General features: G+C 65.4%; 17 protein-coding genes. 4 read left to right on the top strand and 13 right to left on the bottom strand.

Features of this window, described 5'->3' with window-relative positions; genetic code table 11:
* Positions 1 to 171: 171 nt before the first annotated feature.
* From EN853_RS29775 to EN853_RS29745, 7 genes are all read right to left on the bottom strand, one after another.
* Positions 172 to 1113 (bottom strand): alpha/beta hydrolase, encoded by a 942-nt coding sequence (locus EN853_RS29775; RefSeq protein WP_127862591.1) that lies wholly within the window; start codon positions 1111 to 1113, stop codon positions 172 to 174.
* 12 nt (positions 1114 to 1125) lie between these two features.
* A complete protein-coding gene (locus tag EN853_RS29770; RefSeq protein WP_127862592.1) occupies positions 1126 to 1908 on the bottom strand; it encodes a carnitinyl-CoA dehydratase in 783 nt (260 codons plus the stop codon).
* Positions 1901 to 3979, bottom strand: coding sequence for an acetate--CoA ligase family protein (locus EN853_RS29765; protein WP_127862593.1), 2079 nt, complete (start codon positions 3977 to 3979; stop codon positions 1901 to 1903). Before EN853_RS29765 ends, EN853_RS29770 begins: the two co-directional genes overlap by 8 nt.
* 65 nt (positions 3980 to 4044) lie before the next feature.
* Complete coding sequence (locus tag EN853_RS29760) at positions 4045 to 5208, bottom strand: acyl-CoA dehydrogenase (protein ID WP_127862594.1); 1164 nt, start codon at positions 5206 to 5208, stop codon at positions 4045 to 4047.
* Between the two features lie 4 nt (positions 5209 to 5212).
* The gene (locus tag EN853_RS29755) at positions 5213 to 6334 is read right to left on the bottom strand and encodes a carnitine 3-dehydrogenase (RefSeq protein ID WP_127862595.1); all 1122 of its coding nucleotides are present in this window, start codon (positions 6332 to 6334) and stop codon (positions 5213 to 5215) included.
* A 3-nt stretch (positions 6335 to 6337) separates the two neighbouring features.
* Positions 6338 to 6961, bottom strand: coding sequence for an HD domain-containing protein (locus EN853_RS29750; RefSeq protein WP_127862596.1), 624 nt, complete (start codon positions 6959 to 6961; stop codon positions 6338 to 6340).
* A 17-nt stretch (positions 6962 to 6978) separates the two neighbouring features.
* Positions 6979 to 7896, bottom strand: a complete 918-nt coding sequence (locus EN853_RS29745; RefSeq protein WP_127862597.1) for a 3-keto-5-aminohexanoate cleavage protein — start codon at positions 7894 to 7896, stop codon at positions 6979 to 6981.
* A gap of 136 nt (positions 7897 to 8032) precedes the next feature.
* Between EN853_RS29745 and EN853_RS29740 the strand changes: the two genes are divergently transcribed.
* On the top strand, positions 8033 to 9013 hold the full coding sequence (locus EN853_RS29740) for a GlxA family transcriptional regulator (RefSeq protein ID WP_127862598.1): 981 nt from the start codon (positions 8033 to 8035) through the stop codon (positions 9011 to 9013).
* Between the two features lie 59 nt (positions 9014 to 9072).
* Here EN853_RS29740 and EN853_RS29735 read toward each other — a convergent pair whose 3' ends face one another.
* From EN853_RS29735 to xylA, 3 genes are all read right to left on the bottom strand, one after another.
* Entirely contained in the window at positions 9073 to 9891 is an 819-nt protein-coding gene (locus tag EN853_RS29735) for a TIGR01458 family HAD-type hydrolase (protein ID WP_348631618.1), read from the bottom strand.
* A gap of 58 nt (positions 9892 to 9949) precedes the next feature.
* Complete coding sequence (locus tag EN853_RS29730; RefSeq protein ID WP_127862599.1) at positions 9950 to 10153, bottom strand: hypothetical protein; 204 nt, start codon at positions 10151 to 10153, stop codon at positions 9950 to 9952.
* A gap of 156 nt (positions 10154 to 10309) precedes the next feature.
* Entirely contained in the window at positions 10310 to 11635 is a 1326-nt protein-coding gene (gene xylA, locus EN853_RS29725) for a xylose isomerase (protein ID WP_127862600.1), read from the bottom strand.
* A gap of 112 nt (positions 11636 to 11747) precedes the next feature.
* On the opposite strand from xylA, the gene EN853_RS29720 reads away from it, so the two are divergent.
* Positions 11748 to 12110 carry a nuclear transport factor 2 family protein gene (locus tag EN853_RS29720; RefSeq protein WP_127862601.1) on the top strand — a complete coding sequence of 121 codons (363 nt, stop codon included), beginning with the start codon at positions 11748 to 11750 and terminating at the stop codon, positions 12108 to 12110.
* Positions 12111 to 12142: 32 nt separating this feature from the next.
* On the opposite strand, the gene xylB is transcribed toward EN853_RS29720, so the two are convergent.
* From xylB to EN853_RS29705, 3 genes are all read right to left on the bottom strand, one after another.
* On the bottom strand, positions 12143 to 13597 hold the full coding sequence (gene xylB, locus EN853_RS29715) for a xylulokinase (RefSeq protein ID WP_127862602.1): 1455 nt from the start codon (positions 13595 to 13597) through the stop codon (positions 12143 to 12145).
* A gap of 82 nt (positions 13598 to 13679) precedes the next feature.
* On the bottom strand, positions 13680 to 15005 hold the full coding sequence (locus EN853_RS29710) for a tetratricopeptide repeat protein (RefSeq protein ID WP_127862603.1): 1326 nt from the start codon (positions 15003 to 15005) through the stop codon (positions 13680 to 13682).
* Positions 15006 to 15120: 115 nt separating this feature from the next.
* Positions 15121 to 15744: a LysE family translocator gene (locus tag EN853_RS29705; RefSeq protein WP_127862604.1), complete on the bottom strand. Its 624-nt coding sequence runs from the start codon at positions 15742 to 15744 to the stop codon at positions 15121 to 15123.
* Positions 15745 to 15995: 251 nt separating this feature from the next.
* Here EN853_RS29705 and EN853_RS29700 point away from each other — a divergent pair, with 251 nt between their 5' ends.
* Positions 15996 to 16745 carry a L,D-transpeptidase gene (locus EN853_RS29700; protein WP_245517229.1) on the top strand — a complete coding sequence of 250 codons (750 nt, stop codon included), beginning with the start codon at positions 15996 to 15998 and terminating at the stop codon, positions 16743 to 16745.
* 87 nt (positions 16746 to 16832) lie between these two features.
* Positions 16833 to 17999: a diphosphate--fructose-6-phosphate 1-phosphotransferase gene (locus EN853_RS29695; RefSeq protein WP_127862606.1), complete on the top strand. Its 1167-nt coding sequence runs from the start codon at positions 16833 to 16835 to the stop codon at positions 17997 to 17999.
* Positions 18000 to 18013 lie beyond the last annotated feature (14 nt).

The raw sequence follows: 18013 nt of genomic DNA, 5'->3' as shown, positions 1-18013 counted from the left end.
TGGACTCCGGTTGCTCCCGGAGACCGTGGAGCCTCTGGGTTTCTGGTCATTGGGGCTTTCCTTTCCGGCCCGCGCCATGCGGTGCCTGGCCGTCAGTCGCGGGCTGACGCGGAAAGGTTCAAAGCGTGAGAATCGTGGGGGCGGAAAAGGCGTCCTTGCCGTCTGGGAAGATCACCAGATCCACTCGCCCTTGCCGAGCGTCGACACCGCCTCGACGATGCGGGTGAAGCTCGACCGCGCCCGGCCGACCGTATGGCGGGCCCTGAGATAGCCGTGCACCAGCCCCGGTTCCTCGAACCACCAGGCACGGCCGCCGGCCGCGATGACGTGGTCGCGATAGGCCTCACCGTCGGAGGACAGGGGATCGCATTGCGCGGTGATCAGCACTGTGGGCGGCAGGTAGGCGAAATCGGCGTCCGCGAGCGGGTACAGCGTGATGTCGCCGGTCCGATCCACGCCGCCGGTACGGACATGCTTGTAGAATTCGAGGTCACACTTGGTCAGCATCGGCGCCTCGGCATGCGTCACATAGGAGCCGCGCGAGTGGTCGCCGCCGAGGCCGGGATAGATCAGCACCTGGCCGACCGGCTTCTTCTTGTGGCCGCGCGTGGCATGGCTGACGGCGGCGCAGAGATTGCCGCCGGCGCTGTCGCCGCAAAGCACGACCGGGCAATCGTACGTCCCTGCCGCCCACTCGTAGGCGTCCATGACATCGTCGAAAGCGACAGGGTGCAGATGTTCCGGCGCCAGCCGGTAGTCGACCGAGACAACGTCATAGCCGGTGCGGGCGCAAAGCTCGGCGCAGACATCGTCATGGCTGTCCAGCCCGCCAAGGATGAAGCCGCCGCCATGGACATAGAGCACCATCGCGGCGCGGTCCGGCGCCGCGTTGCGATAGATGCGGATCGGGACGCTGTAGGGGGGTGTGGCGATGGCGGTTGTCTCGGCGGTCACGCCCTGCGGATAGCCGGCGAAGAACTCGCGGCACATCCGGTCGTAGACCGCGCGCTGCTCCGCGATCGTGTAGTCGATCGTATCGGGCGGATAATAGGAATTGGTCTTCTCGATGAAGGCCCAGGTCTCGGCGTCGATCAGGGTTTTGTAGTCGGTCATGGGCGCGAAAGACTACTTCCCCTTCCACACCGGGTCGCGCTTTTCGGCGAACGCCCGGAACCCTTCCATATTGTCTTCCGAGCCGTAGAGGATATCGACCGTTGGCAACTGGCGCCGCGTCACCTTGTTCATCGCATCCTGGAAGGTCAGCGCCTCCGCCACGCGCGCCGTCTCCTTGATCGCCGCGAAGACCAGCGGCGGGCCGCTGGCCAGGAGCCGCGCGATCTCCCACACGCGCTCCTCGAGCTTCTCCTTGGGCAGCACTTCGTTGACCAGGCCCCAGCGGTGCGCTTCCGCCACATCCATCCAGCGGCCGGTGAACAAAAGGTCCATGGCGATGTGATAGGGAATGCGCTTCGGCAACTTGATCGTCGCCGCGTCGGCAAGCGTCCCGGCGCGGATTTCGGGCAGCGCGAAGGAGGAGTGGTCCGACGCGTAGATGAGGTCGCAGGACAGCGCCAGCTCGAAGCCGCCGCCCACCGCCATGCCGTTGACGCAGGCGATCACCGGCTTGTTCAGGTCGCGCAGTTCCTGCAGCCCGGCGAAGCCGCCGACGCCATAGTCGCCATCGACCGCATCGCCGCCGGCGGCCGCCTTCAGATCCCAGCCGGCGCTGAAGAACTTGTCGCCGGCGGTCTTGACGATGACGACGCGCAGTTCCGGGTCGTCGCGGAACGCCTTGAAGGTCTGGCCCATCAGCCGCGACGTCTTCAAGTCGATGGCATTGGCCTTCGGCCGGTCGAGCGTGACCTCGAGGATTGCGCCTTCGCGGCGGGTGGTGATGACGTCAGCCATTCTTCTTTTCTCCAAGCACCAGCAAGGCGTCGGCGATCCAGGCGCCCTTGCCTTCCGCGCAAACGATCAGCGGGTTGATGTCGAGCTCCTCGATCTCGCCGGCGTTCTTCTGCACGAAACCGGCAATGCCGGCGATGGCGTCGATGGCGGCCTGAACGTCGGCCTTGGGCTGGCCGCGATAGCCTTCGAGCAGCGGATAGAGCTTCAGTCCGCGCAGCGCTGCCTCGATGTCGTCGCGCGTCGCCGGCAGCATCAGGGTCACGCTGTCGCGCAACAGCTCGACCAGCACGCCGCCGGTGCCGAGCGTCATCACCGCGCCGAACATCGGGTCGCGGGTGAAGCCGACGATCAGCTCTGCGACGCCGTCGCGCACCATACGCTCGGCATAGAGGCCGGTGCCGAGCGGCAGCAGGTCATGCGCCGCGTTGCTAACGGATTCGGCATCCTTGAGGTTCAGCCGCACGGCGCCGACTTCCGACTTGTGCGTGACGCCGAGCGCCTTGAGCGCCACCGGGAAGCCGAGCGCCATCGACGAGATCACCGCCTCGACCGCGTTGGCGGCGCGCTCGCCCTTCGGCACCGGCAGGTCGGCCTTGATCAGCCTGTCCTTGGCTTCGGCCTCGTCAGGGGTGACGTGGCCGCCATCGGCAGCACCCGCAGCCGTGGTGTCGACCGGCTGCGCCTGCGGCTCGCGCCAGGCCCAGCCGATGAAGGCGGCGGCCTGCGCGGCGTCCATCGCCTCCGAAATGCCGAACAAGGGCACCATGCCGCGCGCCATCAGCCCGGCGGTGTATTCCTCCGGGAGGTTCTCCGGCAGTGACGACACGATCGCGCCCTGCGCCTTGTTGGTCTTCAGGGCCGCCTCGAAGGCACGCAGCGTCGCCCACCAGTCGGAGTCCGAGCAACGGTCGGGCCGCGGGAAGTCGAGCACCAGCATGTTGAGGTCGAAGCCTCCCGACACCATGACGGTGAAGGTGGCGGTCATCGCCGGCTCGTTGTTCCAGATGAAGGTGTGGTAATCGAGCGGATTGGCGACCGCGACCAGCGGCCCGAGCGTCGATTTGACATGGGCGCGGTGCTCAGAAGTCAGTGTCGGGAAATGCACCCAGCGCCCTTCGGCGCTGTCGGCCATGACGGAGGCCTCGCCGCCCGAGCAGCTCATCGACGACAATTTGTAGCCCGGCAATGGCCCGGTGACGTGCAGCAGCTTCAGCGCCTCGATGAAGGCGGGGATCGAATCGACGCGCGCAATGCCGAGCCGCTTCAGGAAGGCGCCGGAGGCGGCGTCCGAGCCGGCAAGCGAGGCGGTGTGCGACACGGTCGCCTGTCGCGCCTGTTCCGAGCGGCCGACCTTCATGGCGATGATCGGCTTCTTCAGCTCGCGCGCCCTAGCGGCCAGCCTCTCGAAGCCGGCTACGGAATCAAACGCCTCAATATGCAGGCCGAGCGAGGTGACGCGTTCGTCCTCGATCAGGCCGAGCGCCATTTCGGAAAGGCCGGTCTGGGCCTGGTTGCCGGCCGTCATCAGGAAGGCGATCGGCAGGCCGCGCTTTTGCATCGTCATGTTGATGGCGATGTTGGAGGACTGGGTGATGATGGCGACGCCCTTGCCGCCCTCGGCCAGCCTGATGCCGCCATGCTGGTCGGGCCACAAAAGCGCGCCGTCGGCATAGTTGATCAGGCCATAGCAGTTCGGGCCGATGATCGGCATCTCGCCCGCAGCGGCGACAAGCTCGGCCTGAAGCCTCTCGCCGTCCTCGTCATAGGCCTCGGTTTCGAGGAAGCCGGCCGCGAAGCAGACGGCGCCGCCGGCGCCACGCGCGGCCAGCGCCTTGACAACCTCGATGGTGAGATGCCGGTTGACGCCGACAAAGGCCGCGTCCGGCGCGCCGGGGAGATCGGCAACCGAGCGATAAGCCTTGCGCCCGGCGACCTCGTCCTTCGTCGGGTGCACCGGCCAGATCTCGCCGGCAAAGCCCATCTTGATCGACTGCGCGACGACGGCGGCAGCCTGCGCCCCGCCGAACACGGCGATCGATTTCGGGCGCAGCAGACGTTCGAGTTTATGCATGGTCATCTTTTCGTTTGAGCAGGGTCTTTTCCCCAAACCGGGTACCGGTTTGAGGCGATCATGCTCTAAGCCCCGAACGGACGCAGCAACGCCCGCGAAATAATATGTCGCTGAATCTCCGAAGTGCCTTCCCAGATGCGCTCGACGCGGGCGTCGCGCCAGATGCGCTCCAGCGGCAGGTCGTCCATCAGCCCCATGCCGCCATGGATCTGGATCGCTTCGTCGGCGACGAAGGCGAGCATTTCGGTGGCCTTCAGCTTGGCCATCGCCATGTCCTGATCGGTGACGGTGCCCTGATCGTACTTCCAGCCGGCTTCGAACACCATCAGGTCGGCCGCCTTCAATTCCGTCGCCATGTCGGCGAGCTTGAACGACACGCCCTGGAACTTGCCGATCTGCTGGCCGAACTGCTGGCGCTGCGCGGCATATTCGATGGCATGCGAAAGCGCCCGCTCGGCGCGGCCGAGGCAGGTCGCGCCGACCTGCAGCCGCGTGGCGCCGAGCCAGGAGTTGGCGACCTCGAAGCCCTTGTGCACTTCGCCGAGCACCTGGCTCGCCGGCAGTCGGCAGTCGTCGAATTCGAGGATTGAATTGGTGTAGCCGCGATGCGAGACGTTGCGGTAGCCGTCGCGCACCGAAAAACCCTTGGTGCCCTTGTCGACGAAGAAGGCGGTGATCTTCTTACGCTTGCCGCGCGGCGAATCCTCTTCTCCCGAAGCCATGAACACGATAGCGAAATCGGCAAGGTCGGCGTGAGAGATAAAGTGCTTGGTGCCGTTGAGCATCCAGTCCGAGCCGTCCTGAACGGCGGTCGCCTTCATGCCGCGCAGGTCGGAGCCGGCGCCGGGCTCGGTCATCGCCAGGCAGTCCCACTTCTCGCCGCGGATGCAGGGGAAGAGGTATTTCTCGCGCTGCTCCGGCGTACCGGCAAGCAGGATGTTGGATGGGCGCGCCACGCAGGTCCAGTGCAGCGCATAATTGGCGCGGCCAAGCTCCTTCTCGTAAAGCAGCCAGCTCACCGTATCGAGGCCCGCGCCGCCGACATCGGCCGGCATGTTGGCGGCGTAAAGGCCGGCTTCGATCGCCTTGGCCTTCAGTTCCTCGATCAGCTCGCGGCGCAGCACGCCGGTGCGCTCCACCTCGCGCTCATGCGGATAAAGTTCGTTCTCGACGAAGGCGCGCGTCGTCTCGACGATGAGCTTCTGTTCTTCCGAGAGACCGAAATGCATCGCCTCAGCCCTTTTTCTTGCTTTTCTTGGCCTTGTTGGTCTTGGCGGGCTTGTCAGCCTTTGCCGGCTTCGCGGCCTTCTTCGCCGGCTTAGTCGCCGTGGCCTTGGTGGCGGTCGGCTTCTTCGCCGCCAGCCTGGCGAGCTGTTTTGTATAGTCCTTGTGCAGCGCGCCGGCGCCCCAGCCCTTGCCCTTGTTCTGCCTCGACAGGGCCTCCATGATCGCGACCAGATTGTCGTCGCGGATCTTTTCCAGCTCGCGGATCGACAGCCCATTCGCCTGCTCGTCCGACTGCGTGGCGATCAGATCGACCAGTTCGTCGTTGAATTCCGGCACATCCATCAGCTTGGTCCACGGCCATTTCAGGCAGGGCCCGAACTGCGCCATGAAGTGGCGCATGCCGGCCTCGCCGCCGGCGACCCGGTAGACCTGGAACATGCCCATCTGCGCCCAGCGCAGGCCGAACGAATAGCGCATGATGTCGTCGAGTTCCTCGACGGTGCAGATGCCGTCCTTTACCAGCCACAGCGCCTCGCGCCAGGCTGCCTCCAGCAGGCGGTCGCCGACAAAGGCCTCGATCTCCTTGCGCACCACCACCGGCTTCATGCCGATCGAGGCATAAAGCTCCTTGGCGACCTCGATCGCCTCCGGGAAGGTCTGCTGGCCGCCGACGATCTCGACCAGCGGCAACAGATAGACCGGGTTGAACGGATGGCCGACCACCAGCCGCTCCGGATGCTTCTTCATCGCCACCTGCATGTCGGTCGGCTTGATGCCGGAGGTCGAGGAACCGACGATGGCATTGGCCGGCGCATGCAGGTCGATCTCGGCCAGCACCTTGTGCTTGAGGTCGAGCCGCTCCGGCACGCTTTCCTGGATGAAGTCGGCGTCGGCCACCGCCTCGGCGATGGTTTTGGCGAAGGTCAGCTTGCCTTCCTTGGGCATGCCGCCGGGCAGCATCTGCTTATAGGCACGGCGCGCGCCCTTCATCACCTCGCCCACCTTGCGCGACGCTTCGGGATCGGGATCGAAGATCGACACGTCGATGCCGTTCAAGAGCAGCCGCGCCACCCAGCCGGCGCCGATGACGCCGCCGCCGATGGCGGCCGCCTTGTTTATGATGCTCATGGATCAGGCTCCGGTTCTTGTCTTGGCTGTTTCGGGATCGGTAAGCGGCACTCGCTCGCCGGCGCGGATCACCGCCGAGTCGTAGGCCTTGCGCGCGAATACTTCGAGCACGAAGGGCCGGAAGAATTCGATCGGCAGCGTGTCGTAGTCGGGGTCGAAGCTCGACTGGTCCCAGCGCTCGCAGAACCGGTCGCAATCGTCGAAATAGAGGTGGCCGGCAAAGCGGTCGCGGGCATGCCGATTGCCGCCGAGATGATGCGCATAGTAAAGGCGCTGGAAATCGCCGTGCTTTTCCACCACCCAGGTGCATTGCTCACGCACGAAGGGTTTCAGGATCGTCGCGGCATATTCGTCATGATTGTACGGCGCGTAGATGTCGCCGATGTCGTGCAGCAGCGCCGAGACCAGCCAGTCGATGTCGGCGCCGTCGCGCCAGGCGCGGGTGGCGGCCTGCAGCGAATGGCCGAGCCGGGTGATCTTGTAGCCGGAGAGCCCTTCGTCGAGTTGCACCAGCGCATCGAGCAGCCGCTCGCCCGTCTTGCCGGCATAGTCGATCTCATGGGCGGTCAGGAATTCGTAGTCTTCCCTGTCGCCGTCCTTCATTGCGGTGAATTTGACGGTAGCCATCTGCGACTCCCCTCAAACTATGCCGCGATCGGCGCCCGCTTGGTGAGGTTGAGCTTCTTGCGCACTTCTTCCGGCCCGAGGATCCTGGCGCCGAGATTGGTGACGATGCTGGCGGCGCGCTCGACGAGCTGCGCGTTGGTCGCCAGCACGCCCTTGTCGAGCCAGAGATTGTCCTCCAGCCCGACACGCACATTGCCGCCGGCCAGCACCGCGGCGGCGGCATAGGCCATCTGGTTGCGGCCGATCGAGAAGGCCGACCAGTTCCAGGTCGACGGCACGTTGTTGACCATCGCCATGAAGGTGTTGAGGTCGTCCGGCGCGCCCCACGGCACGCCCATGCAGAGCTGCACCAGAGCGTCGGGGTTCAGCACCTTCTCCTCGACCAGCTGCTTGGCGAACCACAGGTGGCCGGTGTCGAAGGCCTCGATCTCGGGCTTGACGCCCAGCGCCGTCATCATGCCGCCCATGGCGCGCAGCATGCCTGGCGTGTTGGTCATGACATAGTCGGCCTCGGCGAAGTTCATCGTGCCGCAATCCAGCGTGCAGATCTCCGGCAGGCACTGGCGCACATGTTCCATGCGGTTGGTGGCGCCGCCCATGTCCGTGCCCTTTTCGTTCAAAGGCAGCGGCGCCTCCGGCGAGCCGAACACCATGTCGCCGCCCATGCCGGCGGTGAGGTTCAGCACCACGTCGACATTGGCCTCGCGGATGCGCTCGGTCACTTCGCGGTAGAGATGCACGTCGCGCCTGGGCTTGCCGGTCTCGGGATCGCGCACGTGGCAATGGACGATCGCGGCGCCCGCCTTCGCGGCGTCGATCGCCGAATCGGCGATCTGCTTGGGCGAGCGCGGCACATGCGGGCTGCGGTCCTGCGTGCCGCCGGAGCCGGTCACGGCACAGGTAATGAAGACCTCACGGTTCATCGCGAGCGGCATGGTCGTTCCTCCCAAATTTGATCAGCCATGCATGTCGCCCAAAAGTGGGAACCGGTTTTGGGATAACGACATGCACCGAAACTGTCCCAAGAATGACTCACTTGCCGGAAACTGTTTTGCGTTTTACGAAGTTCTCATGATGAAAAGCGAAAAGTCGACCATCTTTCGGTCCGAGCGCGAGCCACTCAAGGTGACGTTCCTGGTGTTCTCCGGCTCGTCGATCATGTGCGTGGCCTCGGCGGTCGACCCGCTGCGCGCCGCCAACCGCATTTCCGGCGAGACGCTGTTCGATTTCAAGCTGGTCTCGGTCACAGGCGAGGCGCCGGTGACCACCTGCGGCCTGCCGGTTGCCGTCAGTGGCCGCTTCGATGCCGCCGAGCCGACGGATATGCTGGTTGTCGTCGCCGGTTTCGGCACGCAGAATTACGCTACGTCGGCGCTGCTTGCCGGCCTGCGCAGGGCGGCGCGTGCGGCCCGCGCCTGCGGCGGTGTCGAGGCCGGCACCTGGCTGGTGGCGCGCGCCGGTCTGCTCGAAGGCCGCAGCGCCACCACCCATTGGGAAGACATGGAGGATTTCTCCGCCGCCTTTCCCGGCGTCGACGTGCGGCCGGACCGCTATGTCATCGACGGGCCGGTCTTCACCTCCGGCGGCGCCTCGCCGACCTTCGACCTGATGCTGCACCTGGTCCGCACCAGGCTAGGCATGGCGGCGGCGCTCGATGTGGCAAGCGTCTTCATCTACGACCAGGCGCGTGCCGCGACCGACGCGCAGCCGCTGGTCTCGCTCGGCCGGCTCGACGGCTACGATCCGCGGCTGGCGCAGGCGATCCGGCTGATGGAAGCGCATGTCGACCAGCCGCTCACCATCGATGCCGTCGCCAAGCGCGCCGGCGTGACGGCGAGGACGCTGGAGAGCATCTTCCGCAAATCGATCGGCGAGACGCCCGGCGCCTACTATCTGAGGCTGCGCCTCAGCGCCGCCCGCCGCCTGGTGGTCGACACGCGCATCGCCATGGCCGACATTGCCGGGCGTACCGGCTTTTCGTCGGCCGCGGCATTCTCCAGGGCGTTTTCTCGGGCATTCAGCGAGGCGCCGGTCAGGCTGCGGCGTGGCTAATGCATATCGCCCCAAAGTGCGCAGCGGTTTTGGGACTGCGATATGCATCAAACAACGGCTTAAAGCGCGTCGCCTGAAGCCGCTTCAATGCGGCGCGCTTTGAGTGTCCAGTCGGCCGCAGCGCCGAGGTCGTCGACCACTGCCGTCGGGACCGGATCGAATCTCGTCTCGTCATTCGGGCGGTACTTGCCCGTCCGCACGAGCAGCGCCGCGCCAAGCCCGGCACTAAGCGCTCCGGCAACATCGCTCTCCGCATCGTCGCCGATCATGACCGCGTCGGCCGCCGGGCAGTTCAAGCCGGCAAGCGCTGAGAGGAAGAAATCCGGCGACGGCTTGCCGAGTACGACAGGGCTTCGCCCGCTGGCGAATTCCAGCGCCGCGACAAAGGCGCCGGTATCGAGGCTGGGCAGGCCGTCGGCATCCTTGAAGGTGCGGTTGACGGCAAGCGCCACGAAATCGGCGCCGGCCGCAAGTTCACGGAAAGCGCGGTTCAGGCTGGCATGGTTGAAGGCTTCGCCGGCATCGCCGACGACGACGGCTCGCCCGCTCCCGCCTTCCAGTCCGGAAAACTCGACCACGAGGTCGGGGTGGACGAGCAGATGCGGCTGGCGGCCATGCCTGCGCAGCCATTCGACCGCGGCGCGCGCCGGCGTCAGCAATTCCTCGTCGCCAACCTTTATGCCCATGGCGGCAAGCTGCGCGATGATTCTTGCGCGCGGCGAACGCGTCGTGTTGCTGACGAAACGCAGCGGCAAGCCAGCCTGTCGCAGCCGCTCGACCGCAGTCGCTGCGCCTGCGATCTGGGTGTCGCCGTCATAGACGACACCCAGAAGATCGAGCAGCACCGCGCGTATCATCGGGGTAGGATGGAGAAACACTCTCCGTTCGTCAAACCAGGGAAGAATCAGGCCAAGAAAGATTCAGGCCATGGAAGAATCAGGCAGCGTCGCGGCCTTCGCCGACAAGGCGCGAGCGCATGCTCCTGGCCAGCGCCGTTTCCAGCCGCGCGGCGACCGCGCGATCCCATTCATTTGTCTTGCGGGCGCCGTCCTTCGAATGCGGCAGCGCCATCAGCCGATCGATGATCGAACCAGCCTCGCTGGGAGAGAGCAGGGCGTCGATTTCGCGTTCGTGCTGCATACGTTTCGCCTCCTTCTTTCCTTCCCGCCACATGTCCCCAATATAGTAAGTCCGTGACGGCTGTTTGAAGGCAAGAGAGAGGCGATTGAAGGGCGAGGCGGGGCAAAACCTTGTCGTCGGTTTCAGCCCCGCGAAAAGCCGTTTCAGGCCCGGTCGTCAAACGTAGCGGTTGACGATGTTTTCCAGCAGCTCCTGCCGACCGGAGCGCGGCTGCGGCTCGATCTTCTTCTTCACCACGCGCTCGGCGATCTCTTCCAGCGTGCGCTTGCCGGAAAGCATCGCCTTGGCCTCGGCCGTGTTCCAGCCGGCATAGCGCTCGGCGAGCGGGGCGGACAGCGCCTTGTCCTCGATCATCTTAGCTGCTGCCTTCAGGCCGCGCGCGCAAGAATCCATGCCGCCGATGTGGCCGATCAGCAGATCCTCCGGGTCGAGCGACTGGCGCCTGAGCTTGGCGTCGAAATTGGTGCCGCCGGTCTTGAAGCCGCCGCCCTGCAGGACCTGGTAATAGGCCAGAGCCATTTCCGGCACGTTGTTGGGGAACTGGTCGGTGTCCCAGCCCGACTGGTAGTCGTTGCGGTTCATGTCGATCGAGCCGAAGATGCCGAGCGCGTTGGCCAAAGCCAGCTCATGCTCGAAGGAATGGCCGGCAAGGATCGCGTGGCCCTGCTCGATGTTGAGCTTGACCTCCTTTTCCAGCCCGAAGCGCTTCAGGAATCCGTAGACGGTCGCGACGTCGTAGTCGTACTGGTGCTTGGTCGGCTCCTGCGGCTTCGGCTCGATCAGGATCGTGCCCTTGAAGCCGATTTTATGCTTGTAGTCGACGACAAGGTTGAGGAAGCGGCCGGCCTGCTCCTGCTCGCGCGCAAGGTCGGTGTTGAGCAGAGTTTCATAGCCCTCGCGCCCGCCCCACAGCACGTAATTCTCGCCCTTCAGCCGCTTGGTGACGTCGATGCAGCTCTTCACCGTCGCCGCCGCATAGGCGAAGACGTCCGGATCGGGATTGGTGGCCGCGCCCGACATGAAGCGGCGATGGGAGAACAGGTTCGCCGTGCCCCAGAGCAGCTTGACGCCGGTCTGTTTCATCTTGGCCGAAAAATAATCGGCGATCTCCTCGAGGCGCGCCGCGCTCTCGGAGAAATCCTTGCCTTCGGGGCGGACGTCGGCGTCGTGGAAGCAGAAATACGGCGCGCCGAGCAGCGAGAACATCTCGAAGGCCACATCGGCCTTGAGCTTGGCCAGCTCCATTGTGTCGACGCCGCCGGTCTTGGCGAACCAGGGGCGGTCGAAGGTCTGGCCGCCGAACGGATCGCCGCCCTGCCAGGCGAAGGAATGCCAATAGGCGACGGCAAAGCGCAGATGGTCTTCCAGCCGCTTGCCGGCGACGACCTCGTCCGGATTGTAGAACCGGTAGGCCAGCGGATTGGTCGAATCCGGCCCTTCATACTTGATCTTCTTGATGTCGCCGAAAAAGCCGCTGTTCATGGTTTCGTTCCTCTCCGAGTGCTTCTGCCCGATTACCTCAGGCGTAATTGGTTTCGCTCTTCCCTGGCGCGAAAAGGGTCATGTCGAAACGATCCAACGAAGGATGAAGACAATGACCGACCTCAACACGATCGCCCGCAACTACATCACCGCCTGGAACGAGAGCGACGCGGTGCGCCGCAAGGCTCTGCTCGACGCGGCTTTCACGAGCGACGTCAGCTATCGCGACCCGGTCATGCAGGGCGACGGCCATGCAGGCATCGCTGCGCTGATCGACGGCGTGCAGCAGCGCTTTGCCGGCTTCCGCTTCTCGCTGAAGGGTGAACCCGACGGCTTCGCCGACCGCATCCGCTTCTCGTGGAACCTGGGGCCGGAGGGCGCGGAGTCCGTCATCGAAGGCACCGATATCGGCGTCATCGAGAATGGCCGCCTGAAGAGCGTCACCGGCTTCCTCGACAAGGTGCCGGCGCAGTGAGCCGCGATGCCGCGGCGTGGGTGAGTGATTGCTCACGCCGTGGCGCTCCGGATCGCCGGGTAGAGCGCACGGTAGCGCCCGTAGGCGTCAGCGAAGGCGCCGCCCAGCGCCGCATCCGGTTCGATTGTGGCATCGGTCGCTGGCGCGGTGCAGACGGCGATCGGATCGGCTCCCGTCGCGGCGATCAGGCCGAGCCTGGCCGCGCCGAAGGCGGCGCCGAAATCGCCGTCGGCCGGGATGTCGACCGGCAGTTGCAGCGCCGTGGCGATCGCCTTCAGCCAGTAGCGCGAGCGCGAGCCGCCGCCGATCGCAGTCACCCGGGTCAGCGTCGTGCCGGCCTTCTTCAGCGCCTCGAGGCTGTCGCGGAAGGCGAAGGCGACGCCCTCGAGCACGGCCTGGGTCAGCACGGCCCGGCTCGATTGATGCGCCAGCCCGGTGAAGGATCCGCGGATGGTGGAATCATTGTGCGGCGTGCGCTCGCCGGAGAGATAGGGCAGGAAGGAGACGCCTGTCGGCGCCTTGAGTGCGTCGCCGAGCTCGCCGGTCAGGTCGCCGGCGCTTTTTCCGGTGATCTCCGACAGCCAGTTGAGCGAATCGGTGGCCGACAGGATCACGCCCATCTGGTGCCAGGTGGCGGGCAGCGCATGGCAGAAGGTGTGCACCGCGCTTTCCGGATTGGGCAGGTAGGAAGCGTTGGCGGCAAACAGCACGCCCGACGTGCCGAGCGACACGAAGGCGTTGCCGGCGCCGACCGTGCCCATGCCGCAGGCCGAGGCCGCATTGTCGCCGGCGCCGCCGGCAACCGGGATGCCGGCCGCAATGCCCCATTTCGAGGCGAGTTCGCCGCGCAAGGCGCCGGCCTTCGCCGTGCCTTCGGTGAGCGACGGCATCTGCTTTTCGTCGAGCGATGTCGCGGCAAGCAGTTCGGAGGACCATTGCCGCTTGCCGACATCGAGCCAGGATGTGCCGGCCGAATCCGACATCTCCGAAATATGCTCGCCGGTCAGCCAGAGCCGCAGATAGTCCTTGGGCAAGAGCACCCTGGCGACCTTGGCGAAGATCGCTGGCTCGTTGTTCTTCACCCAGACAAGCTTCGGCGCCGTGAAGCCCGGGAAGACGATGTTGCCGGTGAGCTTGCGGAAGCGCGGATCGGCGTCGAGGGCGGCGGCCTCGACATGGCTGCGCGTGTCGTTCCACAGGATGCACGGGCGCAGCACATGGTCACCGGCATCGAGCAGCGTGGCGCCGTGCATCTGGCCGGAAAGGCCGATGCCCTTGACCGCCGCCAGCTCCTTCGGATGGGAGGCCTTGAGCTCGGCAATCGCCGCCTCGCTGGCCTCGATCCAATGCGCGGGATCCTGCTCGGACCAGCCGGAATGCGGCCGCGACACGTCGAGCGAACCATGGCCGGAGCCGACGACGTTCTGCCGATCATCGATCAGCAGCGCCTTGACGCCCGATGTGCCCAGGTCGAGGCCGAGATACATGATGTCCTCCCACTGCCATTAATTTTTTCGGATCTCGAAAAAATCTGGCTTGGCCAGTTCTTATGACAAGATCCGCCTCGGGTCAATTCTCTGACAAATCGGCCGCGCGCCGTGAGAACAGCGCCGACAGCGGGCTCTCCGGCCGCGCCAGTTGGCGCTCGGCGGCCAACGCCCGCGCCAGGGCCCCGTCGCCGGCGCGCAGCGCGGCCTCGATCAGCGTCAGGTCGATCACGTCGCGTTGCGCATGGCTGCCGCCGAAGCGATGGGCGATCGAGCGGATCGGTCGGATCAGGCGCACCGCTTCGTCATAGTTGCCCTCGCCGAACGCCTTGACGGCAAGTGTCAGCGGATGGCCGACGTCGCGTGTGAACGCGGCGTTGTCGTCGCTGCCGCGCATCGCCTCGCGCTGCGCCTCGAGCAAGGTTTGCGCGGGCGCCGCCAGCCCGGCGCCGACAAAGGCCATCATCGCATGCGTGTCGTTGAAGGCATAATTGCCGGCTGCGGCCTTCGGCATCCAGTTCGCGGCAAGTGCTGCCCAGCGCTCGCCGACATCGAGGCCGCCGAGATGGAGGCGCCACAGGATCGCCGAGGCATCGACCATGTTTAGCGCCAGCGTCGAACGCTCGCCGTAGATCGGCCCGTCATAGAGCCTGAGCACCTCGTCCACCTCGCCGAGATCGTAGTGGAAAAGCGCCAGATGCCACCAATTGTGGATCTTGAGGAAGCTGTCCTTGGTCCACGCCTCCGGGTTGGCGCGCATCCAGGCGATGCCGTCCTTTTGCCGGCCCTGCATTTCCAAGACATGCGCGACCGCATGCTGCGCCCAGCCGTCTCGCGGCTCGATCGCGACCGCCTGTCGGCCGAAGCTCTCGGCGCGGCCATAGTCGCCCATCTCCTCCAGCCCGAAGGCCTGCATGCCCAACACGGCGTGGTAGCCAGGCATGGCCTTCTGCCAGGCCGGCAGCGCCCGGGCGATGCGGTCGCGCAGCATGCGGGCATTGCCGGTGAAGAAATCGATCTGGTGCCCCACCTGCAGCGCCAGCGCGTCGAGCGGATCGTCGATCGCGATATCCTCAAGGATGCGGGCGGCGTCATGCCAGCGTCCATTGGCGAGATGGCCAAGTGCTGCGACATGCGCCTGTTCGCGCGTGGTGCCCGCCAGCGGCAGCGCCGCGGCATGACATGATTGCGCGACAGCCATTGCCTCCCGCTCGGTGGCGAGGCCGAACAGATAGCCTTTGAACACATGCGCCATCACGAAGCCGGGATCATCGGCGATGGCGCGGTCAATGGAAGCGACCGGATCGCCGATGAAGCACTGCAGCTCATGGACTGCCCGGCCGTAGGACGAAAACCCCGCGTCGGTGGCGCCTGAGTAAGCCAGGCCGAATGCGTCCTTCAGCGCCATTGGGTGTCCTTCGATGCTACAGTCCCGATCGAACTGGACGCAATCCTAGAACACCGACAATCGGCTCGCCAACCGGCGCGCGCCGGGCTTTCACGATGCTCGGCTGGACCTGGCCTCAATTCCCCGAGCGCATCGCCACCGTGGCGATGCCGGCGCCGACCAGCAATGTCCCGCCGGTGCGGTTGAAGATGCGGATCGCCTTTGGGTTGCGCACGATCGCGCGGGTCCTGGATGCGACCAGCGCATAGCCGAAGGCATTGCTGAAGGCTAAAGCCAGGAACGTCGCTTCGAAGATCAGCATCTGCGTCCAGAAATCGGCGTGCCGGTCGAGGAACTGCGGCAGGAAGGCGACGAAGAAGGTGATGCTCTTCGGGTTGAGCGCCGTCACCAGCCAGGCATGCGCCATCATCCTTGCCGCCGACACCACGTCGGTGCGCGGCTCGGCTTTCAGCGCGCCGCCGGCGCGGAATAGCTTTATGCCGAGATAGATCAGGTAGCCGGCGCCGATCACCTTGAGAATCGTGAAAACGGTGGCCGAGGCGGCGAGCAGCGCGCCGATGCCCAGCATCGACAGCGTCATGGCGGTGAAGTCGCCGAGCGCGACGCCGACCGCCATCGGCAGCGCCGTGCGCCAGCCCTGGCCCAGCGCATAGGAGACGACCAGGAGGATCGTCGGCCCGGGGATGACGAGAAGGATGGCGGAGGCGGCGGCAAAGGCAGCCCAGTTTTCGAAGGACATTTCCTTACTCCTTGAGCGCAAAGAACAGGATAAATCCTCGGGTCGTCGCGATTGTAAAGAGGGCAATCGAGTGAATCTTCGTCGCCGGCTGGCGTCATCCTTCAGCAAAGTAACGGGCTGTTAGGGTTAAACCCGGTTCGCGTCCTTTCACCCTTTTTCAACCATGACTGGTGAAAATGCCCTTCATTCGGCCGGACCGTGCTTCCCGCCGACAGCGTAGGGTTTGGTGTATGCGCGAGTTGCCGCAAGGTATGACGCCGCCTTCGAACGGCGAAACTGTCGAAACCGAAATTCCGCTCTCCCGCCGTGCCATGCTTTCCGGCATGGGCGCCATGGCGCTGCTCGGCATGGCCGGTTGCAGCACTATCGAGACGCTCGAGCTGCCGCAATTGCAGCTCGACGATACGGTCACGGGGTCCGTCCACCCGATCCGCCCGGCGATCAGCGTCGACAAGAACATCACCGGCCCGGACGTGATGTATGCTTCCCTCACCGATGGCGGCTTCCGGGTGCCCGCCGTGCCATGGCAGAAGGTCAAGCCCGAATTCCGCCGCCAGATCGTCGTCGACAAGACGGGCGAGGCGCCCGGCACCATCGTCGTCCATCTTGCGGAGCGCATGCTCTATCTGGTCCAGCCGGGCGGCGATGCCATCCGCTACGGCGTCGGCATCGGCAAGGACGGCTTCCGCTGGTCGGGCCGCGCCAGTATCCAGTATGGCCGCGAATGGCCGGTCTGGACGCCGCCGCCGGAAATGATCAAGCGCAAGCCGGAGCTGGTGAAATGGCAGGGCGGTCAGCCCGGCGGCCTCACCAACCCGCTCGGCGCCCGCGCGCTCTACATCTACCAGGACGGCAAGGACACCGGCTACCGCATCCACGGCTCGCCGGAATGGTGGAGCATCGGCCAGGCGATGTCGTCCGGCTGCGTGCGCCTGATCAACCAGGACATCATCGACCTCTACAACCGCGTATCGAAGAAGAACCCGGTCGTCGTCGTCTGATCCCGCTCCAGAGAGCTTTCTTCCGTTGCGCGATGCCGCAAGACAGGCGAAGGTGCTTTGAAAACCTTCGCCTTGGAGACAAAAAGCATGGCCGGAACTTTCGTCATCGCGCAGGGCGGCGGCCCGACCGCCGTCATCAATCAGACGGTCGTCGGCGCCACGCTTGAAATCCGCAAGCGCCATCCCGGCGCCAAGGTGCTGGGCTCGATCCATGGCGTGCGCGGCATCCGCGACGGCAATTATGTCGACCTCTCCGCCATCCCCGAGGACCGGCTGCGGCTGATCGCCGGCACGCCGAGCGCCGCGCTGGGCTCGACCCGCGACAAGCCTGACGCCGCCTATTGCGAGGTGATCCTCAGCGGCCTGAAGAAGGCCGGCGCCGATGCCTTCATCTATATCGGCGGCAACGATACGTCGGGCACGCAACAGATCCTGACCGATGCCGCCGGCGGCAAGATGGCTTTCGTGCATGCGCCGAAGACCATCGACAACGATCTCGAGGAGAACGACCACACGCCGGGCTTCATTTCGGCCGCCGAATTCGTCGCTGGCGCCTTCCTTTCCGTCGATCTCGACTTCCGTGCCCTGCCCGGCATCTATGTCGGCATCGTCATGGGCAGGCACGCCGGCTTCCTCACGGCCGCCGCCGCGGCCTGGCAGCTCGATCCCGACAGCGGCCCGCATCTCGTTTATGTGCCGGAGCGCGCCTTTTCCGCCGAGCGCTTCATCGACGACGTGCGCAAGGCGCTCGACCGTCACAAGCGCTGCATCGTCGCCGTTTCGGAGGGCGTCAGCACAGCCGACGGCAAGGCGCTGGTCGAAAGCCTGGTGCCGCCTGAAAAGCTCGAGCGCGACCAGCACGGCAACGTCAAATTGTCGGGCAGCGACCTGACCGCCGCGCTGGAACGGGCGCTGGCCGAAGGCCTGCCGGGCAAGCGCGCGCGGGTCGACGCGCTGGGCTATATGCCGCGCGGCTATGTCGGCGCCATCAGCGCCGTGGATGCCAAGGAGGCCTTCGACGCCGGCGCCTTCGCGGTTGCCGTTGCCGAGGAAGGCGGCGGCTCGGTCGCGATCCAATATGACGGGTCGAAGACCGTCCTGAAGAAGGTCCCTCTGAAGGCCGTCGCAGGCAAGACGCGCCACATGCCGGACGATTTCATGAAGCCCGACGTCAACCAGCTGTCCGAGGCCGGCATGGCCTATCTGAAGCGGCTGGTGCCGGAAAAATACAAGGTCGGGAAACCGTTCGTCTGATGGGCGACCTCGTC

Source organism: Mesorhizobium sp. M1C.F.Ca.ET.210.01.1.1 (assembly GCF_004791585.1).
In the GTDB taxonomy this organism is placed as follows: domain Bacteria; phylum Pseudomonadota; class Alphaproteobacteria; order Rhizobiales; family Rhizobiaceae; genus Mesorhizobium.
The sequence above is the reverse complement of the archived record's forward strand: the minus strand, read 5'-3'. Positions and strand labels throughout refer to the sequence as shown.